Origin of the sequence: Streptomyces sp. NPDC005811, assembly GCF_040630405.1 — a bacterium.
Taxonomy (GTDB): domain Bacteria; phylum Actinomycetota; class Actinomycetes; order Streptomycetales; family Streptomycetaceae; genus Streptomyces.
This window is the reverse complement of the sequence record NZ_JBEXXK010000067.1, coordinates 15,207-38,133: the sequence shown is the minus strand read 5'-3', so window position 1 is coordinate 38,133 and position 22,927 is coordinate 15,207. Positions and strand designations below refer to the sequence as shown.

Genomic DNA, 22,927 nt, shown 5'->3' with positions numbered 1-22,927 from the left:
TCTGTCTCGTGGCGGCGCCGGGGAAAGTCCTGAAGTGTCTGCGCCGGTGGGCATTGTGTCCGGTTCACCCAATTCGCTCGGATGTGGAGGAGGTGTGAACGGTCCGTGGCCTGTGAATAACCTTGAATTTGAGTCCATTTCCAAGGGCGGCTGACTTGCGGGCATTGCGCGCAGGGCATTTCCCGTACCGGTGCCGACGGGAATGGGGCTCAGGCGGGCAGTCGGATGCGGAACCACGCCCCGCGGCGGCCGGGTTCCAGGGACACCGTGCCGCCGTGCGCGGCGACGATGGCCGCCACGACGCTGAGCCCCAGGCCGTTTCCGCCGCCGGCGTCCGCCTCCCCTGCCGGGGAGGCCGCCTGTCCGCCGTGGACGAACCGCTCGAAAGCCGACTGGCGTAACTCGGCGGGTATGCCGGGCCCGTCGTCGATGACCTCGATGACCCGGAAACCGTCCTCGGTGCCGAGGCCCAGCGCGGTGCGGGTGCCGCCGGGCGTGTGATGCCGCACGTTCGCCAGCAGGTTGGCGACCGCCTGGTAGAGACGGTCCCGGTCACCGCGGACCCCGTGGGTGCCCGGCAGGATCGTGAGCCGGATCGGATGGTGCGGGGAACAGGCCTGGGCGTCGGCCACCGCCTCGCGGCACAACTGCGCGAGGTTGACCGGTTCACGACGCAGCGGCTGGCCCAGGTCGAGTCGGGCGAGCAGCATCAACTCGTCCAGGAGTCCCGACATGCGGCGGGTCTCGTCGGCCATGCGGGCCATGACCAGGTCGAACTTCTCCTCGTCGGTGAGTCCGCTCAACCGGGCCAACTGGACATAACCGGAGATCGCGGTGAGCGGATTGCGCAACTCATGGCAGGCGGTCGCCACGAACGCCATCAGGCGCTGTTCGGACTTGCGCCGTCGGTCGCGCTCCCTGCGCAGTTCGGCGCCGAGCCCGACGGCGAACAGCAACGGCACGCAGAGCAGGGCCAGTTTGAGCAACGCTCCGGAACCGGGGACCCGCAGCGTCGACAGCGGCCCCATCGCTCCCATGGTGGACGCGCCGATGTCGAGCACGGCCACCCGCTCGCCGCGACCGGTGGCGACCGGGTGGCGGTTCGTCGCGTACGCGGCGCCCGCCCCGGCCGCCGGAGCCGGCCCTCTGCCCGGCGTCGGCCCGCTGGACAGGGCGAAAAGGACGACCACGAGGGACAGGATGCGGACCGCCGCCCGTCTGTACCGGGTCCGAGGCGGGGTCAGGAGCTGAGGCACCGGCATCGCGGCCTCCTCGCTGGTCTGTCGAAGGTACACCTCACCGCCCGTTCCAGGTGCCTTGCGCCAACACAACGAAAACAAGCCTTGCTTGGCGGCACGATACCCAAGCGCCCTCTCGTGACGGCAAGTCTGCGCGTGATGCGGACGTTACAACGCGCCATGGGTGTCGACGGCGCCATAAAGCCAGGTGGGAAGGGGCGGGGCGGTCATCGAGGCGCTGCGTCGCGGCGTCGGGGCGTCGGGGCACCGATCCTCTCGACGGGGCAGTCCTGCTGACCGTACGTCAGGCGGTGAGGCACCCGCAGCCGTCCGCCCGCACGGCGGCTCCCGGGAGGAAGACGCTGGTCAAGGGCGTCGTCGAGCGGCGGGGCGGTCCGACACGGGGTCCCCGGGGTCCTCGGGTCCATCCCCCGGCCGGATTGCAGGCAACACGGGCGTCCGTGACGCACTCCCGCTGCGTGGATCTAGGGGATTCCCTGGATTTCACCGGGGTGCGTGGCGTGGGTCCGGCCCGTGTGCAGGGCCCTGCCGCGTCGGTCCGGATCAGGGCCGTTGCCCCGGTGAGGCGGTGTCGAGGAGCCGCCCCTTTCCCGTGGCGGGCAGACTCATACGGAACCACGCGCCCCGTTCGGACGGTTCGAGACGGATCGAACCGCCGTGTGCGGTGACCACCGCGGCCGCCACGCTCAGCCCGAGTCCGCGGCCCGGTCGCTGGGGCACCTGCGGATCCTTCGGCGCGGCGCTCGCCGCGCGGAAGAAGGGTTCGAAGATGCGGTCCCGCACGGACTCGGCCACGCCGGGACCGTCGTCGATCACATCGATGACATGGCGGTCACCGTCCAGGCCCAACCGGACCTGGGCGCAGGTCTCCTCGGGGGTGTGGGCCAGCACGTTGGAGAGCAGGTTGTCGATCGCCCGCTGCAGCGTTCGCAGATCCCCCTTCACCCAGTGCGGGAAGGACTCCACCACGCAGCGCAGCGTGCGCGGAGTGCCGAGCCGCTGGGCCCGGGTCACCGCCTGAAGGCACAGTTGGGCCAGATCCACCGGACGTTGGTCGAGCACTCCGCCGAGCCCCAGCCGCGCCAGCAGCAGCATGTCCTCGACCAGGCCGATCAGGCGCTGGGACTCCTTCTGGACCTGCTCCATCGCCTGGTCCCGTCGCTTCGGGTCGTCCAGTGCCCTGATCAGGGCCAGTTGCGTGTATCCGGTGATGGTGGTGAGAGGGGTACGCAGTTCATGGCTGGCGGCGTCCACGAGTTCGCACAGCCAGAACTCCTCCCGATGCCGGCGCACCGAGTCCTCCTCGATGCGCCGCAGCAGGTAGTTGTGGGTGTCGGCGGCGCTCCGCAAGTCCCTGAGCGGCTGCGTCACGGCCGGAACGTCCGGTGCGGGCTCGGTACGGCTCTCCTCGATCCGCCGGGCGTCGCGCGACGTCTCGCGCATGGAGAGGAAGGCCCGCCGGCTGCCCCACAGGGCAGCCGAGGAGAGGATGACGATCAGGGGGACGCTGGTGGCGGTCTCGATGCCCACCAGCGTCCGCACGGTCGCCGCGTCCGCGCTCGTGGACCGCGCGGTCACCAGGTACGCGCCGTCCGGCAGCCGGTCCACGATCGCCCGGGCCGCTTCGCCCTCCACCGGCAGGGGGTGATCGGTGCCGGCCCGCTCCCGCAACTGCTTCGCCGATGACGGAAGGCAGTCGAGCAGGGTCGCGGGCCCCGTGGACAGGCGTACGGCACCCTGGCCGTCGGCCACCAGGGACGCCGAGCCGTCCTGCGCCGGAGACAGGCCCTTCCCCGCACGCAGTGCCTCCAGCCGGAAGCGGTGGCTCTGGGTGATCTGCTGGTCGGTGCGCTCCCTCAGGCGGTGCGCCAGCGCGGACGCGCAGTAGAGGTCGGCACCGAGCACACTGAGCGCCGCGATGACGAGGAAGCCCCAGGTGAGCCTGCGGACCGCGGACTTGGGAGCGGGACGGACCCGGGCGCCCCGGCCCTTGCCACCCCTCGGGGCGGCGCACGCGGCGGTGGGCACCTCAGTCCTCCCTGAGGGGCTCGGGAGGGGCCGACCGCACAAGGTAGCCCGCCCCGCGAACGGTGTGTATCAGCGTCTGGTCGGTGTCGCCCAGTTTGCGGCGCAGGTAGTAGATGTACGTCTCGACGATTCCCGACTCTCCCCGGAAGTCGTAGCTCCACACGTGGTCCAGCATCTGCGCCTTGGAGATGACCTGGTCCGCGTTCTTCAGGAGATAGCGCAGTAACGCGAATTCCGTCGACGACAGCTGCACGAGCTCGCCGTGCCGCCAGACTTCACGCGTGTCCTGGTCCAGCTCCACCCAACCGGCGCGCAGCCTGCGGCCGTTGACCGGCACGAGCTCACGTCCGCGGCGCATGACGGCCCGGATCCGGGCCACCACCTCGTTGAGGTCGAACGGCTTGGTGACGTAGTCGTCGGCGAGTTCGAGGCCCCGGACCTTGTCCTCCATCGCGTCGCGGGCGGTCACGAACAGGACGGGGGCATTGACGCCCGCGCCCCGCAGCCCCCGGCAGACCGCGAATCCGTCCATGTCCGGAAGGACGATGTCGAGCAGAATCACGTCCGGGGCGCGGTGGGTCGCCAGGGTGAGGGCCTCGCTTCCCCGGCCGGCGGTGACCACCTCGAATCCGAGGAATTGCAGCGCCATGGAGAGCATGGAGGCGATGCTGGACTCGTCCTCCACGACGAGCACGGTCGTTTTCGAGGACGTGTCGCTCTGGTTCATCGTGTGCGCACCATGAAGTCGGTAAGAACCCATTGTTGTCGAGAGCTGCCCGCGGAATCGAGGAAGACGGGATCACCTGCTGTCCTCGTCATGATGGCACAGGGACGATCCCGCAGATCGTTTTCCGATCGTGCTCTGAGCAGACTTTGATGTATCTCTGAAGTTCGTGGACTTTGCTCTCCCGACATGACCACATACGCGGAGGCCGTACCTGACCTTCATCCTCTCTTCACCCCGGAGGGGATCGAGGATGTCGACGAAGGACGCCGCAGAGTCCGGTGGGAGATCTTCTCGGCGCTGACCGAGGTGGTGTCCGGCCAGGGGGACTGGAGCTGGCAGAGCGCGGCTCGTACCCGTGCGGAGGGCCGGGCGTGGGCGCGACGCGGCCGCTCGCTCGACGAACTGCTCGGCATGGTGGGCGGCTTGACCCGCCATCTCATCAACCGGTGCACGGTGGGCGCCCGGGACACGGACGCCCTGACGCACGAGGTGATGGTGCTGCGGCTCGGTGACGCCGGCCGACTCGTGGCCCGGGAGCTGAACTGCGGCTTCTTCGAGGTGGGGACCGGCGGTGCGTACGAGCCGGAGCCTCCTCGGGAGGAGGGCCCCGCGCACCCCACCCAGGGGGTGGCCGGCCAGGCCCGCGCACTGCTGGCCGTGCGCGCCCTGTCCTGCACGATCGCCGACATCGACCGGGTCTTCCGAGGTCTGGCCGCCGCGGTGGTGCCGGTCTCCGACGAAGGCGCCCACGTGCTGCTGCCGGCGGCCTCTCAGGAAGAGGCCGTCGCCCTCGCCCGCGAAGCCCACAAGGATCTCCCGGGCGAGGTCTGGATCGCGGTGCACTGGCAGGACCTGTCCGTCCGTACGCCGGACGCAGGGGCGGAACAGGAGGCGGGCGGAGTGACGGTCGCCGACGGGATCTGCGCCACGCTCCTCGCCCTCGACTGTCCGCCCGGGGTGTACGGCCTCGACGACGTCCTGGTCGAGTACGGGGCGGCGGAGACCCCGGCTGTCTCCGAGCGGCTTCTCAAAATGGTCGAGCCGTTGAACGAGCAGCCCGTCCTCTGGGACACCCTGACCGCCCTCATCGCCGCCGACGGTGTCCGCCACCGCGCCTGCGAGCGGCTGGGCATCCACCGCAACACGCTGGACCGGCGCCTTCAGCGGATCGGCCTGCTCACCGGCCAGCGTCTCGACGGGCTGCGTGGCCTGTCCACCCTGCGAGCGGCCCTCGCCGTCGCCGCTGTCACCCGGTTCCAGCGCAGCGCGGGTCTGACCTGGCCCGAACCGACGACGGCGGCCGCGTCGGACCCCTGGGACCCCTCTGCCGTCAGCCCTCTCGTCCCCGCTCCCCGCGGCATGTCCCTCCCGTCGCTGCTGCACACGGCGGCACGCCAGGTCCGAGCCCCCCACGGCACGCCCCAGACCGCCACGGCCTAGGTGGGCTCGGCCGAGCCCGACACTCCGGGGCCCAAGGGCCCCATACCGGTTCATGGTCGACGCAATACCACTTCTTGACCTATTTCGGTCAGAGCTGGAGATTTCCCTAGCGATCAGCACCCCATCATGGGGGCGCCTGCCGGTGTGGCATGCGCACGCCCGCCTGGAGATCGAATGAAGAACACAGCAGTCGGCCGCCCCTATCACCGCGCCATCACCCCGGCCGAGTGGACCTATCTCGGCCTGCCCATGCCCCAGGACATCCAGTATGTGATCGAGGGCGAGGGCGCCCTTTCCCCGGACGACGTCATCAGGGCCGTCGGCCTGGCCTCGGCGGCGTCGCCCGGCACACGGCTGGTCCGGCGGGGCAAGCTGTGGGTGGACAGCGGGGTCAGCCCGGCCGTGCGGGTCATGGACCGCCCCCTGGACCGGCGACGCCTGGACTGCCAGGCCCTCCAGGCCCATGCCGGCCGTCGTGACACACCCCTGGAAGTGCTGCTGTTCCCCGGCGACCCGGCCTCCGTCGTGTTCAGGGGCCGACACGAGGTGACCGACGCCCGCGGCCTCGCCCTGTGGATCGAGGACGTCTTCCGCGTCCTGCGCGGGCAGGAGCCCGTCGGCGCGGCGTCGACCCTCAACAGCACGCAGTTCCTCGAGGCGCTGTATCCACAGGGACTGCCCCCGATCCCACGCGGCGCCGGTGCCCTGGAGTGGCCGTCCCCGCTCGGCCGCCTGCCAGGAAGCAGCCGCACTGTGATGTGGCGCAACAGGACCATCGACGGCACCCACCCGGCCGCCACCGCCAAGGTCGCCGCCGCACTCGCGGCCGCCTACGGCCCGGAAGGGAGAGGGAGCTTCTTCGTCCCGGTGGACCTGCGCCGTCACGCTCCGGACATCCGGTCCACGGCGTGGCTGTCGCAGGCGGTGATCCTCGACGTCGACGGCGGCGACGACTGGGAGCACATCCACCGGAAACTCCTCACCGCGCTGGCCGACGGCGAAGAGGTCGCCCTGCGTACCGAGCCGAACATGATGCGTGTGCCGAGGGCGGCCATACGGCTGCTCTCCAAGGCCGTCGCCCGGGCGGCCGCCCGCTCGGACCGCTACTCGGGGCTGGCCTTCGTCACCCACCTCGGCACCTTCGACCTCGCCGACGTCTCCACCGACGGCTTCCGCGCCACCGCGATGTACACCCTGGGCGGCACCGGCCCCGGCGCTCCTCCGGCCGTCGACCTGATGGACTCCGGCGACCGCACCGAGGTCACGGTCTCCTGGCTGGACGCCCCCGGCGTGGCGCAACGCGCGGAGGAACTGCTCGACACGGTGGAGGAGGCGCTGTCGCCGTCCCGGAACCGCCACTGGGACGGCAACCTGACCGCACACACGGTGCGCACCGAGGGCCTGATGGAGCTCATCCGCGCCCAGGTACGGCAGGCGCCGGACACGGTGGCGCTCACCGGCCCCGAGGGCGACGTCACGTACGACGAGATCAGTCGCCGCGCCGACGCCGTGGCCCACGCACTGCGCCGCCTCGGTGTGGGCCGGGACTCCGTTGTAGGGCTGCTCGCCGACCGCACGGTGGCGGCTGTCGCGGGCATCTGGGGAGTCCTCCGGGCCGGGGCGGCCTTCCTTCCCCTGGACCCGCTGCACCCGGACCACCGGCTCGCCGACGTCCTGGCCGATGCGGGCGTGCGCCACTGCCTGGTCCAACAGGGGTACGAGGGACGGGACCTCTTCCCGTCCGGCTGCGCCCCGCTGCCGCTCGACGACCTCTCCCGAGACGAGCCCGACCAGGCCGAGTTCCCCGACGTCCGGCCGGGGCCGGACGACCTGGCGTACGTGATCTACACCTCCGGATCGACCGGCCGGCCCAAGGGCGTGCTGATCGAGCACGGGAACCTGCTGAACTATCTGCACTGGGCCCTGGACATGTTCCAGATCGGTCCGCAGACCAGACTCACCCTGATGACCTCGCTGTCCTTCGACGTCTCCATGACATCGGTCTTCGGACCGGCCATGGCGGGCGGGGCGATCGTGCTGGTGCCCGACCGCATCAACCACCTCACGCTGCGCAGACTGCTGGAACGATCCGGCGCCACCATGCTCAACCTCACCCCCTCCCACCTCGATCTGATCGGCCAGCTGGACCTCCGGCCCACCGACTGCACCGGTGTGATCATCACCGGTGAGCAGCTCCGGGTGGAGGTCGCCGCCCGGGCGCAGCGGATGTTCGGGCCGAAGTGCCGGATCATCAACCAGTACGGCCCGACCGAGGTCACCGTCGGCTGCACGGCGCATGTCTTCGACGACGCCAGGGACGGCGGCGCGACCGCGGTGCCGATCGGGCTCCCCGGGTACAACTCCGCGGTGTACCTGCTCGACGAGCGGCGTCGCTTCGTCGCGCCCGGCGAGACGGGGGAGATGTACCTGGGCGGCGCCCAGGTGGCACGCGGCTACCTGGGCCGTCCCGACCTGGACGCCGAGCGGTTCGTGCGGCTGGCCGACGGCACCCGGGTGTACCGGACCGGCGACCTGGCCACCGTCCTGCCCTCGGGCGACCTCGCGTACGTCGGCCGCAACGACGACCAGGTCAAGGTGCGCGGCAACCGGGTCGAGCCGGCCGAGGTGGCACGAGCGCTGGAGCGGCATCCCTCGGTGGAGCGCGCCGTGGTGGTGGCCAGGACCCGGCCCGGTGGTACGGGCAAGACGCTCTGCGCGTACGTCATCCCGCGTTCCCCCGTCACCCCGAAGGAGCTGGAGGAGCACACGGCAGGGCTGCTGCCGCCCTACATGGTGCCGGCGGCGTTCGTCACCGTCTCCGAACTGGCCTACACCGTCAGCGGCAAGGTGGACGCCCGTGCGCTGCCCGACCCATTCGCCACCGAGGACGGCCCGACGGCGACCGACACGACGGCGGGTACGGCATCCGCGCCCGCCGACCCGGTCACCCGGGCCGTGGCCGAGGTCTGGTCCCGGGTCCTCGCCATCCCCCCGGAACGACTCGACGAGCAGGCCGACTTCCACCGGCTGGGCGGGGACTCCCTGGCCCTGCTCTCCATGCTCGCCGGAGTCAGCCGTGATCTTCTGGCCCAGGGCGGAGAGGAGGCGTTCATGGCGAACCTCCTCACGATCATCGACAAGCCGACCCTGTCCCACGTGGCCCAACTCGCCCGCACCGCGGGTGCGGGCACCTGAAGGATCGCCAACTCTCCAACGGACGGCCATCACCGGAGACCTCACCGGTCTCGGCGAGATCCCGGGCGCCCCCAGCTCGGGAAGGGTCTTGTCCAGCGTCCCGGCGATCCGATGGATCGGCGCCCAGACCACCGGATCGTCGACGGCGCGGCGGAGCTCCGTCATCGGGAATGCCCATGCGGCGGACTGTGTTGTGGACGGTGTGGTCGTGGAGGGGACAGTGTCCCCGGGCCTCACCTATTGCCTGCGGGGACGATCGTCCGGCTGAAGCCCCGCAGAGCCCTTCGCCGCGTAGGCGACCGCCCTTCACGACCACACTCTTTCTCTGCGGCCCGAGGCCACAGACGGTCCTGCCGCTGAGAGACCCGGGCCATGCTCATGGCTGCCGGGGACGGGGAAGCGATGATCTCCGTGACGAGCGCGACGCAGAATTACGGTCTGCTGTGGACCGATCCGGACGGCACCCCGCAGGCGTCGGCGGGCGGGTACGACAAGCGGTCCGCGAAGCACCGCCGCACCGCACTGAAAGCCGTGGGCTGCCTGGTCAGGCGACCCGGAGGACGCTCTTGCCGTGGGTGGAACCATCGGCGAGCCGTTGTACGGCACTGGCCAGGTCCGCGAGGTCGTATTCGGCGGTGATGTCCGTGCGCACCTGGCCGTCGGCGATGAGGGCGAGGGCGCGGCGGGCGCTGTCGGCGAGTTGCTCCGGATGGGTCTGGCTGAGCAGGTTGCTGTTGTAGGTCATGAGGGATTTCCCCTGCATGAGAAGGTCGTTGGTGTCGGCCAGGACCGGTTCGTAGGTGCCGAGGTTGCCGTACGCCACCAGCCGGCCGTGTGCGGCGAGCTGTTCAAGGCCGGCGTGCCGGGTGGGGCCGCCGACCGGGTCGAGGATCACGTCGAACCTCTCGTCGCGGAGTCCCGCCGGGAACCCCTCGCGCAGCAGGACCTGGTCGTAGCCGAACCGGGCGGCGTAGTCGGCCCGGGCGGGGCTGCCTGCCACGCCGACGATTCGACCGGCGCCGGCCAGCCGGGCGAACTGGGCGGCCAGGGTTCCCACCGAGCCGGCGGCGGCGTGGACCAGCACGCTCTCGCCGGGCCGTACACGCGAGGCGGTGTGGATCAGGTCGTAGGCGGTCGGCGCGCCCCAGCCGAGACCTGCCGCCGTCCGTAGCGGCAGGTCGCCGATGTCCAGGGTGAGTACGGCGGGTGCCACGGCCACCTCGGCGTAGGCGCCCGCGGTGGTCAGTGCGGCGACCGGTTCACCGATACGGCCCGGGTCGACGTCGTCGCCGACCGCGACGATGTGCCCGGACGCCTCGAAGCCGGGGACGAAGGGACGCGGCACGGGGAAGTGGCCGTCCCGGACCATGGTGTCGCCCCACTGGATCCCCGCGTACGCGACGCGGATCGCCACGTGGCCGGGGCCGGGTGCGGGCTCGTCGACTTCGGTGATGCGGTAGTGGTTTTCGGCGTCGAGAAGGACAGCCTTCATGGTCACAGCCCCCTGTGGTGACTCAGTATCCTGACTGTTGAGGACCGTAGGTGTATAAGGTTCCTGAGTCAACACATGAATCTGTCAATGGAGTGGGAGTCATGGCGGAAGCCCCGGTCGAAGACGACCTCTGCACCCGGATCAGGCGGTCGGAACAGGCGTTGATGGCGCACCACGAGGCGGTGTTGCGCACGTACGGCCTGACCATGACCCAGTACACGGTGCTGCTGGCCCTCTCGCGTGAGGGTGGCATGTCCGGCTCCCAACTGGCCCGCTCCTGCGGGGTGACCCAGCAGAGCATGAGCAGTGTGCTCGCCAACATGGAGACCAAACAGCTCATCCGCCGCCAGGCGTCCCCGGTGCATGCCAAGGTGCAGATCGCCGGCCTCACGGACCAGGGCCGGGCGCTCATGGACCGCGCCTACCAGGAGGTGATCATCCTTGAGCGCGCGCTCACCGACGCGTTCACACCCTCCGAACACGCAGCGCTCTGTGACCTCCTGGAGAGAGCCACCACCGTGCTGGTCCAGCAGACGCGCCGCGCGACCGTCCCGCCCGTCACCTGAGATCTCTACGACTTCACCCGCACAGCAACACACGGATCGCCGCCGAGACCGGCGGGCCGCCGGCTGCGCGAGGACGCGCCGCACCGGCCGCACCGGCGGTGCGGCCGGTGCGGCCGGAGGATCTGAACCGATGCCGGGGATCAGGCCGCGACGAGCTCCCGCTCCCGGTCCGGTGTCGTGGCCTTGGTCTTCTTGTTCGGCAGCGAGAGCCGGAAGACCTTGTGCCACGCGGAGAACACCTGCTTGGGCAGGGGCCCGGATACGTACTCCAGCTCGTACTTCTCGAACAGGGCGCGGACCTTCACCGCGACCTCGGCGTACCGGTTGCTCGGCAGGTCCGGGAACAGGTGGTGCTCGATCTGGTGGGACAGGTTGCCGGTCATGAAGTGCATGGCCCGGCTGCCGCTGATGTTCGCCGAGCCCATCATCTGGCGCAGGTACCACTGGCCGCGCGTCTCGCCCTGGATCGACCGGCGCTCGAACACCTGCACGCCCTCGGGGAAGTGCCCGCACATGATGACCGAGTGGGTCCAGATGTTGCGGACCAGGTTCGCGGTGAACGTGGCGGCGAGCGTGGTGAGGAACGACGGGCCCGACAGCAGCGGGTGGATCACGTAGTCCTTGAGCACCTGCTTGCGGATCTTGCGGCCCACGGCCCTGGCCCGCGCCCGGAACTCCGGGTTCTTGCGGCGGCGCTTGCGCAGGTTCTTGCCGAGCTCCAGGTCGTAGGCCGCGATGCCGTACTCGAAGAAGCAGGCGTTGATGAAGTTCCACAACGGCTGGCCGAGGTGGAAGGGGTGCCATTTCTGGTCCTCGTCGACGCGCATGATGCCGTAGCCGAGGTCGTTGTCCTTGCCGATCACGTTGGTGTACGTGTGGTGCAGCTCGTTGTGCGAGTGCTTCCACTGCTCGGACGGCGAGGCGTGATCCCATTCCCAGGTGGTGGAGTGGATCTTCGGGTCCCGCATCCAGTCCCACTGGCCGTGCAGGACGTTGTGGCCGATCTCCATGTTGTCCATGATCTTCGCCACGGACAGGCCGGCGGTGCCGAGCAGCCACGCGGGCGGGAAGAACGAGAACAGCAGCACGCCCCTGCTGGCCAGCTCGAGCTTGCGCTGCGCCGAGATGACCTTGCGGATGTAGGCGGCGTCCTTCTCGCCCCGGCTGGCGATCACCTCGTCGCGGATCGCGTCCAGCTCGCGGCCGAGCTCCTCGATCTGCTCCGCGCTCAGGTGGGCGGTGGGGTCGGTGGCGGTCAAGGTGCTCCTACCGTTCGATGTCGCACGGGCCCGCCGCGGCGGACACGCAGGTCTGGATGAGGACGCCCGGCTCGGCCTCGGTGATCTCGCCGGTGCGCAGGTCGCGGACGGCGCCCGCCCTGAGCGGTGTGACACAGCCGAAGCAGATGCCCATGCGGCACCCGGAGGGCATGAGCACGCCGGCCTCCTCGCCGACGTCCAGCAGCGGCGTGGCGCCGTCCGCGTCGACGGTCCTGCCGGTGGCGCTGAACGTGACCTCGCCGCCGTCGCCGGTGGCGACGATGGTGGGGCGGAAGCGTTCGGTGTGCAGGCGCTCGTGGACGCCGTGCTCGCGCCAGTGTTCCTCGGCGGCGTCGAGCAGGCCCGCGGGCCCGCAGGCCCAGGTCTCGCGCTCGGCCCAGTCGGGCACGAGGTCGCCGAGACGGGCGATGTCGAGCAGGCCGTCCGTGTCGGTGTGCACCTCGACGAGCCGCAGCTTCTTGTCCGCGACCAGGCCATGCAGTTCGTCGCGGAAGATCACGTCCTGCGGCTGCGGCGCGCAGTGGACCATGACGACGTCGTCGAGCTCGGTGTCGCGCAGCATGCCCATCACGGGCGTGATGCCGCTGCCGGCCGTCAGGTAGAGCACCTTGGCGGGCCGGGCCTGCGGCAGCACGAAGTCACCGGTCGCCTGGTCGAGCTGGATCAGCGTGCCCGGTTCTGCCCGGCGGACCAGGTGGTTGCTGACCTTGCCGTCCGGGATCGCCTTCACGGTGATCGTGACCCGGCCGTCCTTGCGGTGTGTCGGCGAGGTGATGGAGTAGGCACGCCACAGGCGCACCCCGTCGACGTCGACCCCGATCCGCACGTACTGACCGGCCGTGTGGCCGCGCCAGCCCCGTCCCGGCCTGATCACGACGGTCGCGGCGTCACCCGTCTCGGGGTGCACGGCCTCGATGCGCCCTCGCAGGTCGGCGCCCGCACGCAGCGGGCTGACCAGGTCGAGGTAGTCCGACGGCAGCAGCGGCGTCGTGACCATCTCCAGCAGTTTCCACGTCCTGCCGCGGAGGGCTGTACTCGTCATGAGCCCAGCTTGCTGCGCCGCAGGGCGTAAAGTCCTGACCGCAGGATGTGAATCTGGTCGGCTGGATTGTTCGCAGGGAACAAAAACGTGAGTCATGCAATTCGGAGGGCCGGCGAACCGGCCCTGGACGAGACGACGGTCACCGTGCTTCGGGCCGCGCTGAGGACCACCGCCGACGAGGTCGTCCAGGCGATCATCGACGAGGTCCCTCCCTACGCGGGCGCCCTTTCGGGCCGTATGGGCGGCTCCATCCGCCGCGCCGTCCGCACCGCCCTGGGGCACTACCTGGACCTCGCGAGCGGGAACGCCACAAGCGGCGACGCCGGTGACGCGGCCTACGAGCTGGGCCGCGGCGAGGTCCGCGACGGCCGCTCGATGGACGCCCTGCTCAGCGCCTACCGCGTTGGCGCCCGCGTGGCCTGGCGGTGCCTGGCGGCCGGTGCGGTACCCGCAGGTCTGCCTGCCGCAGAGGTCGCCAGGTTCGCCGAACTGACCTTCGCCTACATCGACGAGCTCTCCGCCGCGAGCGCCGCGGGCCACGCCGACGAACTGGCCGCCCGGGGCAGGGCCCACGAGCGCCACCTGGAACACCTGGCCCGCGACCTCCTCGCCGGCGCGAGCCCGGACACGCTGCTGGCCTCTGCCCAGCGGGCCGCGTGGCAGCCTCCGGATTCGCTGACCGTGGTCCTGCTGCCCGCGGACCAGGCCCGGCCCGCCTATCGCGCGCTCGACCCGAACACCCTCGTCCTCGACGATCTGCCGGACGCCACCGGTGTGCTGCTCGTCCCCGACGCCGACCGGCCCCATCTCCTGCGGCAGCTGACCGGCCGTACCGCCGTGGCCGGCCCGGCCCGGCCCTGGACCCGTGCGTCCGCCTCGTACGCACGAGCCGTGCGCGCCCGCTCCCTCTCCTCCGGCATCCGCGACACCGAGGACCACCTGCCCGAGCTGGTGCTGAGCGCCGACGCGGACGCGTTCGCAGACCTGCGTGCCCGGGCCCTCGCACCGCTGCGGACCCTGCCCGTCGCGACCGCACGGCGGCTGGAGGAGACGCTGCGGGAGTGGCTGCTGCACCAGGGCAGACGGGACGAGGTGGCGGCGGCGCTGTTCGTCCATCCCCAGACCGTCCGGTACCGGATGTCGCAGCTGCGGGAACTGTTCCCGGACCTCGCCTCACCGCACCGGGTCCTCGAACTGACGCTGGCGGTCGGTCTTCGGGCCGGCTGACGCAGAACTCCCGGCCGTCCACGACCGCACCCGCGAGCGGGGGAGCCAAGGTGGAGGTGCTACCCCGGTAGGGGGTGGAGGAGAGGCGGGGCCGTCCTACTCGCCCGGGGTCACCAGCCCCGACTCGTAGGCGAAGACCACCGCCTGAGCGCGGTCGCGCAGGTCGAGTTTGGTGAAGACGCGGCTGACGTGTGTCTTGACCGTCTGCTCGGCCAGCACCAGCGTCTGCGCGATCTCTCCGTTCGACCGGCCGCGGGCCACCAGGGTGAGTACCTCGGTCTCGCGTTCCGTCAGACCGTTGAGCCGTAGTGCGGGTTTGCCCCGGGCGGCGGGACGCTGCTTGGCGAAGTCCGCGATGAGGCGGCGTGTCACGGAAGGGGCGAGCAGAGCGTCGCCCGAGGCCACGACGCGGACCGCCGCGATCAGGTCGGACGGCGGCGCGTCCTTGAGCAGGAAGCCGCTCGCTCCGGCCCGCAGGGCCTCGTAGACGTAGTCGTCGACGTCGAACGTGGTGAGCATCAGCACACGCGGCCGGTGCGTCACCCCTGGTGGCGGCGCCAGGAGGCGGCGTGCGGCCTCCAGTCCGTCCATCTCGGGCATCCGTACGTCCATCAGTACGACGTCCGGGTGGGTACGGCGGCTCAGCTCGACGCCCTGCGCGCCGTCGGGGGCCTCGCCCACCACGTCGATGTCGCTCTGGGCGGCGAGCAGCGCCGCGAAGCCGGCCCGCACCATGGCCTGGTCGTCGACGATGATGACGCGCGTCGTCACGTGAAGTCCTTTCCAGTCAGGGGGAGTTGAGAGGAAGTCGGGCGGCGACCCGGAAGCCGCCGTCCGGCAGCGGCCCGGTGTCGAGGCTGCCGCCGACGAGCCGCACCCGCTCGTGCATGCCGACGAGCCCGTGCCCGGTTCCGTGCGCCTCGAGCGGCCCGCCGGACGGCCCGCCGGGCGGCCGGGGCGCAGGTCCGTTGACGACCAGGACGGTGAGTCGCGCACCGTCCTGCGGATCGGGCGCCGTCACCGACAGCGACACCTGCGTGCGGGCACCCGGCGCGTGCCGCACGACGTTCGCGAGGGCCTCCTGGACGATCCGGTACGCGGACAGGCCGACCGCCTCGGGCACCTCGGCGTCGCAGGGGGTGAACTCCACCGGCCCGACGGTCCTCGCCGTCGCCTCCACCAGCTGCCCGACCTGCCGCAGGCCCGGCTGGGGCACGAGCTCGCCGTGCGCCTCCTCGTCGCGCAGCACACCGAGGAGGCGGCGCATCTCGCCGAGTGACTCCCGCGCGGTCGCCGCGATGGACGTGAACTCCTCCCGCACGTACGGCGGCAGCCCGTCGAGGCGGTACTCCGCGGTGTCCGCCTGCACCGTGATGACGGACATGTGGTGCGCCACCACGTCGTGCAGCTCGCGGGCGATCCGGGCACGCTCCTCCAGCAGCGTCCGCCGGCCGCGCTCCGCCTCGCTGATCGTCTTCTGCTCGGCCAGCCTGCGCTGCACCTCGTAGCGCTCGCGCAGCACGCCGCCCAGCAGGAGCGCGACGCCGCCGAGGATGGTGAACAGCAACTCCTCGGCCCCGAAGCCGTGCGGCGCGACGAAGGCCAGGCCGACATTCGCGCCCGCCGTGGCGAGCCACACCAGCACCAGCGTCCGGCGCCGCTCGCGCAGCCCCAGGGCGAGGCTGAGGGCGACGTACCCGACGAGTTCCATGGGCGGCAACGGCCACAGCAGCCGCTCCTCGAAGCCGGCGGCGAGCAGGGCCAGCGCCCCGGCGACGTCCGCGGCGAAGACCACGCACCAGGCCTGCAGCGGCCGTACGACGGCGAGCAGCAACGGCGCGGCCTGCGCGAGGGCCAACCCGGCGGCGACGCCTGCGTTCAGGCCGTAGTCGGCGGTGAGGACCACGATGGTGGTGGGCAGCAGGGCGACGCAGAGCACGAACGCCAGAGCCCACGGCAGTATTCGCACCCACCCCCGTGAGGCCCCTGCGAGCAGTGCGCGCGGACGTTCCTCCACCGGGGCCATGGACACCAGCCTATGTGCCGCGCAACGCCGCCAGAACACGCGTGACCGCCGGACGGACCGACGAGCGGAGCCTACGAGGCCGCTCTTCGGGTAGGGGATGCCGAGGTCACGACCGTGGGCGGGCCTTGACCATCGACCGGGCGCGCTTCAGGTGCGGGCGGGGCATCCCGGGGAACAGGCGGTGCTCGCAGGTCCTTCATGCAAGCCGTAGAGCTGGGGGCGAGGCCATCTCGGCAGGGTGAGGGGGAGAGCCATGCCTGGTGGCGGGTGAGCTGGTCGGTCCACCACGCGTAGCCGTCTTCTGCGGTCGTCTGTCCACCCATACGCACCTCCGTGGTGTCCAAGGACCCGGCGGGGCCGCCGGGGCGGGTGCCCAGGTCGGCGAGATCGGTGCGCGGTTTGGGCATGGACACTCCTGTCGTGCCGGCCTGACGGACGGGTGTATTCCGGTGCCGGGGTGCCACCCACGAGAGCGGCCGACCCGCCGTTCCGTGGTGGCGAGGCACGGTGGTTGTCACCGGATCAGCACCGGAGGACGAGGCACGCACTTGCAGGCAGGCGGAAACCGATTCAACTGGTTGCTCGTCCTGGGGAGCGAGGGCAAGCGGACGGGAAGCCGGATGGAGCGGGCGGACAGCGGTGTGAGATCCACAGCGAAGGCAGCGCTGCTCCGACGGGAGCGACGCCGCGCCGCGCAGTGGGTTGGCGGCAAGGGCGAGAAGGGGGAGGGGACAGGGGGGTCGGTGTGGACGCGGGGGCGGGTGCCTGCCGCCTTCGCGGTGTTCACGGCCGGGCTGCTGGCGTTCCACCGGTCGGTGCCCAACTCCGTTGGCCGCCTGGGCAGTTTGCTGGAAGCGTTCCTGCCCTGGCTGGGCCTGGTGGTCGTGGCGCTGCTCGGGCGGGCCTTGCTGTGCCGTTCAGCCACCGCGCTGGTGGCGCTGCTCCTGCCGGCGGCGGCCTGGACGTACCTCTTCGGCGGGCTGCTCCTGCCCGGAGCGAAGCCCGGCGCGCGCGATCTGGTCGTGGTGCAGCACAACGTCAGCGACGAGAACACCGACCCGGCGGGCACGGCCCGCGTCCTGGCCGACGCCGAGCCCGATCTCATCGCGCTGCAGGAGCTGGTGCGCCCGGCCCTGCCGGTCTACGAGAGGACTCTCGCCCCGGACTACCCGTTCCACACGGTCCAGGGCACTGTCGGACTCTGGTCGAAGTATCCGCTCACGGGTGTCCGCGTGGTGGACATCAAGCCCCGTGAGATCACGGAGACCTGGAGTCGCGGGCTGCGGACCGTGGTCCACACGCCGTACGGCGACATCGCGGCGTACGTCGCGCACCTGCCCTCGGTCCGTGTCCGGGCGAGCGGCCTCGCATCCTCCTGGCGTGACGAAAGCGCCGGCCTGCCGGGCAGGGCCGTCGCCGCCGAGAAGCTGGCATCGGTAATCCTGCTGGGCGACCTCAACGGCACAGTCGACGACCGTGGGCTGGCCCCGCTGACCTCACGGATGAACGTGGCGGAGCGGGGCTTCGCCTTCAGCTTCCCGGCCGTCTTCCCTGTGGCCCGGATCGACCAGATCATGGCCCGCTCGGCGACCGTCGGCCATATCCGCACCATGCCCCCCACAGGCAGCGATCATTTGCCGGTCACCGCCCGGATCGCAGTGCGCTGAAGGAGTGGTCCCGGTGACAACAAGCGTGCCTATGGGGGAGGTGCGCGAGCGGTGGGGTCCATGGGCAACGGGGTACGGACTGCTCCGGCGTTGGCAGCGGGACGGGACGGCACCTGGCACCGCATCTTCGAGGTCGACGACCACGGGCTCGGACGCTCCCGGGGCGGGCTGACCGCCAAGCTCCCACCTGGCGGTCGAGCAGGCCCAGAAGCCGATGTCGCCCGCCGCATCAATCGCCCCAAGCGGCACCGCGCTGTGGCAACGAGGTACGGCAAGCTCGCCGTTCGCTAGACCATCACACGCGATAGGCGAACCTGCCGAGGTAGTGCAGAGAGGTGCCGTGCGGGTTGGCGACCGCATGGGGAGCGAAGACGCAGATCGCAGCGTCGGCCAGCTCGGTCGACTCCACTTGTGGGAGCCACTGGTCGGCGTACGAGGCCCCTCGAAGGAGCACCTCAGGGACAACCGGAACGAGGTGGCCGTCGTCCTGGGCATGAATGGCCTCGACGCACATCGGTTCGAGTTCGGCAATCCCGGCCTCTCTCATGAAAACGGACGACTCCGCGTCCCCGTCCTCCGACCACATCTCATCGACGTAGTCGCGGATGTCTTCACACGAGGAGAACCGGCCGCGGGAGAGGAAAACGTGCACCACGCTCGCTTCAGTCCCCCGACGATTGTCGCCCGCCACTGAACCGCCATGCGACCCACCACCGTTCAGCCTCGAAAGCCAGCATCAACGAGGTCACTGTTGAGCCGAAGCTCAGTAGTTGTCACCGGCAGAGCCGGCTGACCTGGCGAACGAGACCGAGCGAAGCAGCGCGGTTGTCACCACTGAGGCACGCGGCCTGTCATACGTGCTCATTCAGCAGCCTTTCTGTCACCAGCACCGCGACGGGCCTCCCTCACAAGCCCGTCGGTGACGGCGCTAGTGATCATTCCACTGTCAGTAAGAAGACCACCGTGGCCAGGCAGAGGAAGAGCCCGCACAGTACGGCCGCGATGAAGAGCGTGCCGGCGACACGAGCAATCAACGCGCCCCAGAACTCTGCACGCCGGCCGTCGGGAGTGTCGGTGCGCCAGTCTGACGGGATGTCGACGTGTCCCGCGGCGATGGCCGGCGCGGCCCTGCGTACATCCCCTGGGTGGAAGGAGTAGAAGGTCGGCTCCGCTCCCCACGTGCCCCGGCTTGCCCCGCCGAAGCTGCGGACACGGACATCCGCACGACGGGCGACACCCGGCAGCCAGTCCTTGCGCACCGGCCACAGCTTCGCGACTTCGTCACTGCTGAGCCAGGGCTCCTCCTCATGCGCTGACTCCGGTGTTCGCGGCTCCGGCGTGTTCGGCATGCCTCCCCCTCGATGCAGCAGACATTCAGTACACATCACCTGCCCTGCACGCCGATAGAGCGCCTGCGGCTGCAACACGGGACAGGGCCGGCCCTTTTGGACCGTCAGGCACACGTGCGGCACCGGCACACCGCCGGAAGGATGCAGACCCGCCGCCAGACCGCGCGTACGCCACCAAGCCGGTGTCAACAAGCCTGCCTGTCTAGAACGCCACGTCGATGTAGTCGATGTCGTTCAGCTCGACCTCCAGGCCGTCGGCGCGGTGGCCGCCGTCCTTGAAGTACACCTCTTGCAGTCCTTCGGCGACGATGCCGCGCATGGCGGCGTCGCTGGCGTCCTGGCCCTGGGCGTCGAACAGCCGCTGGGCGTAGGGGGCGGGGAGGTGGACGGTGAGGCGGCGGAAGCGGGCGTCGTCGGTGGATCCGCCTGCGGCGGTGTAGCCGAAGCGGGCGCGTAGTTCGACGGTGATGCCGCCGGTGGCGGCCGCGTTCTTGCGGGCGCGCTGGCGCACGCGAGGCTGCCAGCGTTCGCGTACGGCGGTGTTGATGCGGTCGGTGATCGCTTGCGGCGGGTGCTTGCGTTCGCCCTTGATGTAGCGTTCCACCGACCGCTGGGACACCCCGATCGCGGCGGCGACGGCCCGCGTCGTCTTGAGCTGGCGCATCAGGAAGTCGATGCGCCCCTTGAACGTCTTCGGCGGTTCCCGGGTGAACTGCTCCTGCCCGGCGCGGTCCAGGGCGTCGTCGATGTCTCCCACGGTCTATTCCCCGTCGTCCATGACGGCGTCGTGGCCGTCGCTCTTGATGTGCCGGGCCGGGTTGAGGCCCTGTTCCATGAGGCCGACCGCCCAGGTCATGGCGCGTGCGCCTTCGAGTTTGGCGAGGCCGGGGCCGGGGCCGAGGCGGAAGGTGCCGGTCTGGGGCCGGCCGGAGACGCTGCGCGGCAGGACGTCGACCGGGCTGGCACTCGGCGAGGGGTAGACGACGCAGTCGGAGAGCACGGCGAGCGGGTACAGACCGGTCAGCCGCGCCATGGTGTTGAGCTTGCGGTGCATGTTGACGCGCGCCTTGCTGATGACGGCGGCGCGGATGTCGGGCCGCCAGGTGGGCCGCTCCAGCGCGGGCCAGCGCTCGCCGTCGCGGTAGTGCCGCCCCTGGGGCCGTTGCCGCAGCTTGCCGATCCCGCCCTTGACGGTCGCCTTCACCGCCGCGAGCACGGCCGCCATGCCCGGGTCGGTGGCCTTGTGCTGCTCCATCGCGGCGAGGAACGCGTCGTCGTTCAGTTCAGGTGTCACGCCGAGGTCGGCGAGAGTGGCCGCGTACGCGCCCTTCAGCCGGTCGTGCCAGGGATCGAGATACGCGCCGGTCTCACGGCGCAGGTACGCCTCCGCCGGGTCGACGTTGAACCCGAGTTCCTGGGCGTAGGCGACGGTGTGGGTCTGGTACCAGGCCGGGCCGTCCGGCCGTGTGCCGCTGGGGGTGAACGGGCTGGGAAGACGCGGGTCGAGGTCGACGTGGGAGAGGTCGACCAGCCATGCCCCGGGGACCCCCTTGTCGAACCGGGGCGCCACGACATGCGCGGGCCCGGACAGACCCACCGTCAGCCGGGCCGCGGCCGCGAGGAACGCCGTATTGAGATCCAGACCGAGGGCCCACGGCATGGCGGCTTCCTCGCCGGTCAGCAGGTCGACATCGCGTACCCACTGGTACGCCTCCTCGTCGAGGAAGCCGCCGGTCCAGCCCTGGGCCACGGGGTGCTCGGGCAGCGCCTCGGGCGGCGAGGGGTCGACCGGCTGCGTACCGAGCGATCCCGGGTTGCGCCCGGAGACCCACCCGCCGGTGCCGCTGTCGCGCACGGCGCGGGTCGGCGGCCGCAGGGCGGTCATCAGCTCCAGCCCGGTGGTCGCGGTCGGCCCGACCGGGGTCATGACGCGGGCGGCGTAGACGGTGAGGACACGCGCGACCTCGGCCGGCTCCATGGCGGAGAGGCCGGGCCAGGCCCGGTCGTCGAACGCGTCCCAGCCCATGACCGCTACCTGGACGCACTGCCGCTCGCCGCCGCCGGCGGGGCGGTAGATCCGCGCCCACGGCCCGAACCCGCGCTGCGTCAGCTTCCACTTCGCCCGCCCGATCTGCCTGACGACCGGGTGGTCCTCGGGCAGCCGCAGCCCGCGGCGGTCCTCCAGCCGCTCCGGCAGACCGAGGCGCCCCGCGGCCGCCGGGGTGAGGACGACGAGCGGGTCGGCGTCACGGCCGTTGCGGTGCAGCCGCGCCGCACCCAGTCCCGCCTCCCGCAGCGTCCACTCCACCAGCGCGGGCACGGTGGCGGCGGGGCAGTCCAGCACGATCCCGCCGGCCCCGTACGCGCTGCCGTCGCCGTCCAGGACGACAAGCGGCCCGTTGGGGAACCGCCCGTCCACCGGCGCGGGCGCGGGCGCTGGGGCGCGCGCCGGGCGGCGCGCTGCCGAGGCCGTCGATGGGAGCGCAGGGGGCGGGGAGGCTGGGGCTGCTGCGGCGGGCTCGGCTTCCGTCTCGGTGGTGGCTGCTACCGGCACGGCGGACCCGCCCGACGGGACCGGGGGACCGTCACCCACGGGGGCAGGCGGAGCGGCCGCCGGGGTGCCCGGGACGGAGGCGCCGGACGCGGGTGCGCTGCCTGCGGGGGCCGGTGACGCGGGCACGGGGGCGTTCGGCAGGGTGGTGTCGGACTCGCTCCGGCGGTGCCGCGCCGCCCACCCCTCCAGCAGCCGCTGATACGCCTCCAGGCGGGGCGGGCGCGGCTCCGAACGGCCGTTCTCCCAGTTCTTCACCGTCTGCGTCGTCGTCTTCAGGGCCTGCGCCAGACGGGCCTGGGTGATCCCCGCCTCCTCCCGCAGCCGCGCCCGCTCCGCCGGAGACGGAAGCTGCGGCGTCTCCTCCAGCAGCGCGTCCACCGACGCGAACAGCTCATCCTGGGTCGCCATGTGAGAGCTCACCTCCAAGCGTCACACTAGCAACGCCATTAGCCCTTGACTTGTCCGTTGGATTTAACCTTTCCGGCGTGTCGCCGGCGTGTGTGGGCACGGTCGTCGGGGTGTTGTGGGCAGGCGTCGGCCACGCTCTGCGCAGGCGCCGCGGACGACGCTGCCGGCCCAGCTGGTTCTGCGTGTTCTCCGGAGAAGCCGGTGCAGGAGCGCTACGGGCTGGAGCCGTGCCGCCCGGCGGGGCTGGAGCGAGGGACGATCCATCCGATCCTGGCCCGGCCGGAAGCCGCGGGCTGGGTGGGTTCCTGGTGCGAGGACGCCGACCCCGTTGAGTGTGGCCGTCGGCGCCGCCCATATCACCGCCTGAACCCCGATGGCGCACAACGGCCGCGAGGCCCCCGCCCGCGCGACCGCCAGGAGCGACACCGCTCTGCTCGTACTGCGGCCCGGACTGGTCGGAGGCTCCGGAACGTGATCGGCAGATCCATCGCCTGTGCCTTCGCCGTCATGAACTGCTTTGCCCGCGACCTCCCCCTGGCCCGGGGCCTTGTGCATGACCTTGACGGCGACCTTGCTGTCGCTCTTGGCCTCGACTGCGGCAGTCGCTATGGCCGGCACGCTGTTGCTCAGGACTTCGTTGACGCGGTGCAAGAGGCCCGGCGTTGCG

The 22,927-nt window shown here is 71.1% G+C and carries 17 protein-coding genes; 5 read left to right on the top strand and 12 right to left on the bottom strand.

Features of this window, described 5'->3' with window-relative positions:
- Nucleotides 1-209 precede the first annotated feature (209 nt).
- The 3 genes from ABZ490_RS44825 to ABZ490_RS44815 form a co-directional block, all read right to left on the bottom strand.
- Complete coding sequence (locus tag ABZ490_RS44825; RefSeq protein WP_359004166.1) at nucleotides 210-1,262, bottom strand: HAMP domain-containing sensor histidine kinase; 1,053 nt, start codon at nucleotides 1,260-1,262, stop codon at nucleotides 210-212.
- A gap of 540 nt (nucleotides 1,263-1,802) precedes the next feature.
- A complete protein-coding gene (locus ABZ490_RS44820; protein ID WP_359004163.1) occupies nucleotides 1,803-3,287 on the bottom strand; it encodes a HAMP domain-containing sensor histidine kinase in 1,485 nt (494 codons plus the stop codon).
- Between the two features lies 1 nt (nucleotide 3,288).
- Nucleotides 3,289-4,014: a response regulator transcription factor gene (locus tag ABZ490_RS44815; protein ID WP_359004160.1), complete on the bottom strand. Its 726-nt coding sequence runs from the start codon at nucleotides 4,012-4,014 to the stop codon at nucleotides 3,289-3,291.
- Between the two features lie 186 nt (nucleotides 4,015-4,200).
- Here ABZ490_RS44815 and ABZ490_RS44810 point away from each other — a divergent pair, with 186 nt between their 5' ends.
- Both ABZ490_RS44810 and ABZ490_RS44805 read left to right on the top strand, forming a co-directional pair.
- Nucleotides 4,201-5,454 carry a helix-turn-helix domain-containing protein gene (locus ABZ490_RS44810; protein WP_359004157.1) on the top strand — a complete coding sequence of 418 codons (1,254 nt, stop codon included), beginning with the start codon at nucleotides 4,201-4,203 and terminating at the stop codon, nucleotides 5,452-5,454.
- Nucleotides 5,455-5,628: 174 nt separating this feature from the next.
- The gene (locus ABZ490_RS44805; RefSeq protein WP_359004155.1) at nucleotides 5,629-8,649 is read left to right on the top strand and encodes a non-ribosomal peptide synthetase; all 3,021 of its coding nucleotides are present in this window, start codon (nucleotides 5,629-5,631) and stop codon (nucleotides 8,647-8,649) included.
- Nucleotides 8,650-9,193: 544 nt separating this feature from the next.
- On the opposite strand, the gene ABZ490_RS44800 is transcribed toward ABZ490_RS44805, so the two are convergent.
- Nucleotides 9,194-10,141: a zinc-binding alcohol dehydrogenase family protein gene (locus ABZ490_RS44800; protein WP_359004152.1), complete on the bottom strand. Its 948-nt coding sequence runs from the start codon at nucleotides 10,139-10,141 to the stop codon at nucleotides 9,194-9,196.
- A 101-nt stretch (nucleotides 10,142-10,242) separates the two neighbouring features.
- On the opposite strand from ABZ490_RS44800, the gene ABZ490_RS44795 reads away from it, so the two are divergent.
- Nucleotides 10,243-10,707 carry a MarR family transcriptional regulator gene (locus ABZ490_RS44795; RefSeq protein WP_359004149.1) on the top strand — a complete coding sequence of 155 codons (465 nt, stop codon included), beginning with the start codon at nucleotides 10,243-10,245 and terminating at the stop codon, nucleotides 10,705-10,707.
- Nucleotides 10,708-10,847: 140 nt separating this feature from the next.
- On the opposite strand, the gene ABZ490_RS44790 is transcribed toward ABZ490_RS44795, so the two are convergent.
- On the bottom strand, nucleotides 10,848-11,966 hold the full coding sequence (locus tag ABZ490_RS44790; protein WP_359004146.1) for an acyl-CoA desaturase: 1,119 nt from the start codon (nucleotides 11,964-11,966) through the stop codon (nucleotides 10,848-10,850).
- Nucleotides 11,967-11,973: 7 nt separating this feature from the next.
- Entirely contained in the window at nucleotides 11,974-13,029 is a 1,056-nt protein-coding gene (locus ABZ490_RS44785; RefSeq protein ID WP_359004143.1) for a ferredoxin reductase, read from the bottom strand.
- 87 nt (nucleotides 13,030-13,116) lie between these two features.
- Between ABZ490_RS44785 and ABZ490_RS44780 the strand changes: the two genes are divergently transcribed.
- Nucleotides 13,117-14,256, top strand: coding sequence for a helix-turn-helix domain-containing protein (locus tag ABZ490_RS44780; RefSeq protein WP_359004140.1), 1,140 nt, complete (start codon nucleotides 13,117-13,119; stop codon nucleotides 14,254-14,256).
- Nucleotides 14,257-14,352: 96 nt separating this feature from the next.
- Here ABZ490_RS44780 and ABZ490_RS44775 read toward each other — a convergent pair whose 3' ends face one another.
- A complete protein-coding gene (locus tag ABZ490_RS44775) occupies nucleotides 14,353-15,027 on the bottom strand; it encodes a response regulator transcription factor (protein ID WP_359004137.1) in 675 nt (224 codons plus the stop codon).
- A gap of 16 nt (nucleotides 15,028-15,043) precedes the next feature.
- Nucleotides 15,044-16,282 carry a histidine kinase gene (locus ABZ490_RS44770; protein ID WP_359004134.1) on the bottom strand — a complete coding sequence of 413 codons (1,239 nt, stop codon included), beginning with the start codon at nucleotides 16,280-16,282 and terminating at the stop codon, nucleotides 15,044-15,046.
- Between the two features lie 761 nt (nucleotides 16,283-17,043).
- Between ABZ490_RS44770 and ABZ490_RS44765 the strand changes: the two genes are divergently transcribed.
- Nucleotides 17,044-17,949 carry an endonuclease/exonuclease/phosphatase family protein gene (locus ABZ490_RS44765; protein WP_359004131.1) on the top strand — a complete coding sequence of 302 codons (906 nt, stop codon included), beginning with the start codon at nucleotides 17,044-17,046 and terminating at the stop codon, nucleotides 17,947-17,949.
- Nucleotides 17,950-18,244: 295 nt separating this feature from the next.
- Here the strand turns inward: ABZ490_RS44765 and ABZ490_RS44760 are convergent, their stop codons facing one another.
- The 4 genes from ABZ490_RS44760 to ABZ490_RS44745 form a co-directional block, all read right to left on the bottom strand.
- Nucleotides 18,245-18,604: an immunity 22 family protein gene (locus tag ABZ490_RS44760; RefSeq protein WP_359004128.1), complete on the bottom strand. Its 360-nt coding sequence runs from the start codon at nucleotides 18,602-18,604 to the stop codon at nucleotides 18,245-18,247.
- A gap of 280 nt (nucleotides 18,605-18,884) precedes the next feature.
- A complete protein-coding gene (locus ABZ490_RS44755) occupies nucleotides 18,885-19,298 on the bottom strand; it encodes a hypothetical protein (RefSeq protein WP_359004125.1) in 414 nt (137 codons plus the stop codon).
- A gap of 202 nt (nucleotides 19,299-19,500) precedes the next feature.
- Nucleotides 19,501-20,055, bottom strand: a complete 555-nt coding sequence (locus ABZ490_RS44750) for an XRE family transcriptional regulator (protein ID WP_359004123.1) — start codon at nucleotides 20,053-20,055, stop codon at nucleotides 19,501-19,503.
- Nucleotides 20,056-20,058: 3 nt separating this feature from the next.
- Nucleotides 20,059-22,260 carry a helix-turn-helix domain-containing protein gene (locus tag ABZ490_RS44745; protein ID WP_359004120.1) on the bottom strand — a complete coding sequence of 734 codons (2,202 nt, stop codon included), beginning with the start codon at nucleotides 22,258-22,260 and terminating at the stop codon, nucleotides 20,059-20,061.
- Nucleotides 22,261-22,927: the final 667 nt, after the last annotated feature.

Coding starts and splice junctions, on each gene's coding strand:
- ABZ490_RS44785 (WP_359004143.1), bottom strand. CDS start 13,029: ATGACGAGTACAGCCCTCCGCGGCAGGACGTGGAAACTGCTGGAGATG.
- ABZ490_RS44770 (WP_359004134.1), bottom strand. CDS start 16,282: ATGGCCCCGGTGGAGGAACGTCCGCGCGCACTGCTCGCAGGGGCCTCA.
- ABZ490_RS44810 (WP_359004157.1), top strand. CDS start 4,201: ATGACCACATACGCGGAGGCCGTACCTGACCTTCATCCTCTCTTCACC.
- ABZ490_RS44745 (WP_359004120.1), bottom strand. CDS start 22,260: ATGGCGACCCAGGATGAGCTGTTCGCGTCGGTGGACGCGCTGCTGGAG.
- ABZ490_RS44815 (WP_359004160.1), bottom strand. CDS start 4,014: ATGAACCAGAGCGACACGTCCTCGAAAACGACCGTGCTCGTCGTGGAG.
- ABZ490_RS44755 (WP_359004125.1), bottom strand. CDS start 19,298: ATGCCGAACACGCCGGAGCCGCGAACACCGGAGTCAGCGCATGAGGAG.
- ABZ490_RS44805 (WP_359004155.1), top strand. CDS start 5,629: ATGAAGAACACAGCAGTCGGCCGCCCCTATCACCGCGCCATCACCCCG.
- ABZ490_RS44795 (WP_359004149.1), top strand. CDS start 10,243: ATGGCGGAAGCCCCGGTCGAAGACGACCTCTGCACCCGGATCAGGCGG.
- ABZ490_RS44800 (WP_359004152.1), bottom strand. CDS start 10,141: ATGAAGGCTGTCCTTCTCGACGCCGAAAACCACTACCGCATCACCGAA.
- ABZ490_RS44825 (WP_359004166.1), bottom strand. CDS start 1,262: ATGCCGGTGCCTCAGCTCCTGACCCCGCCTCGGACCCGGTACAGACGG.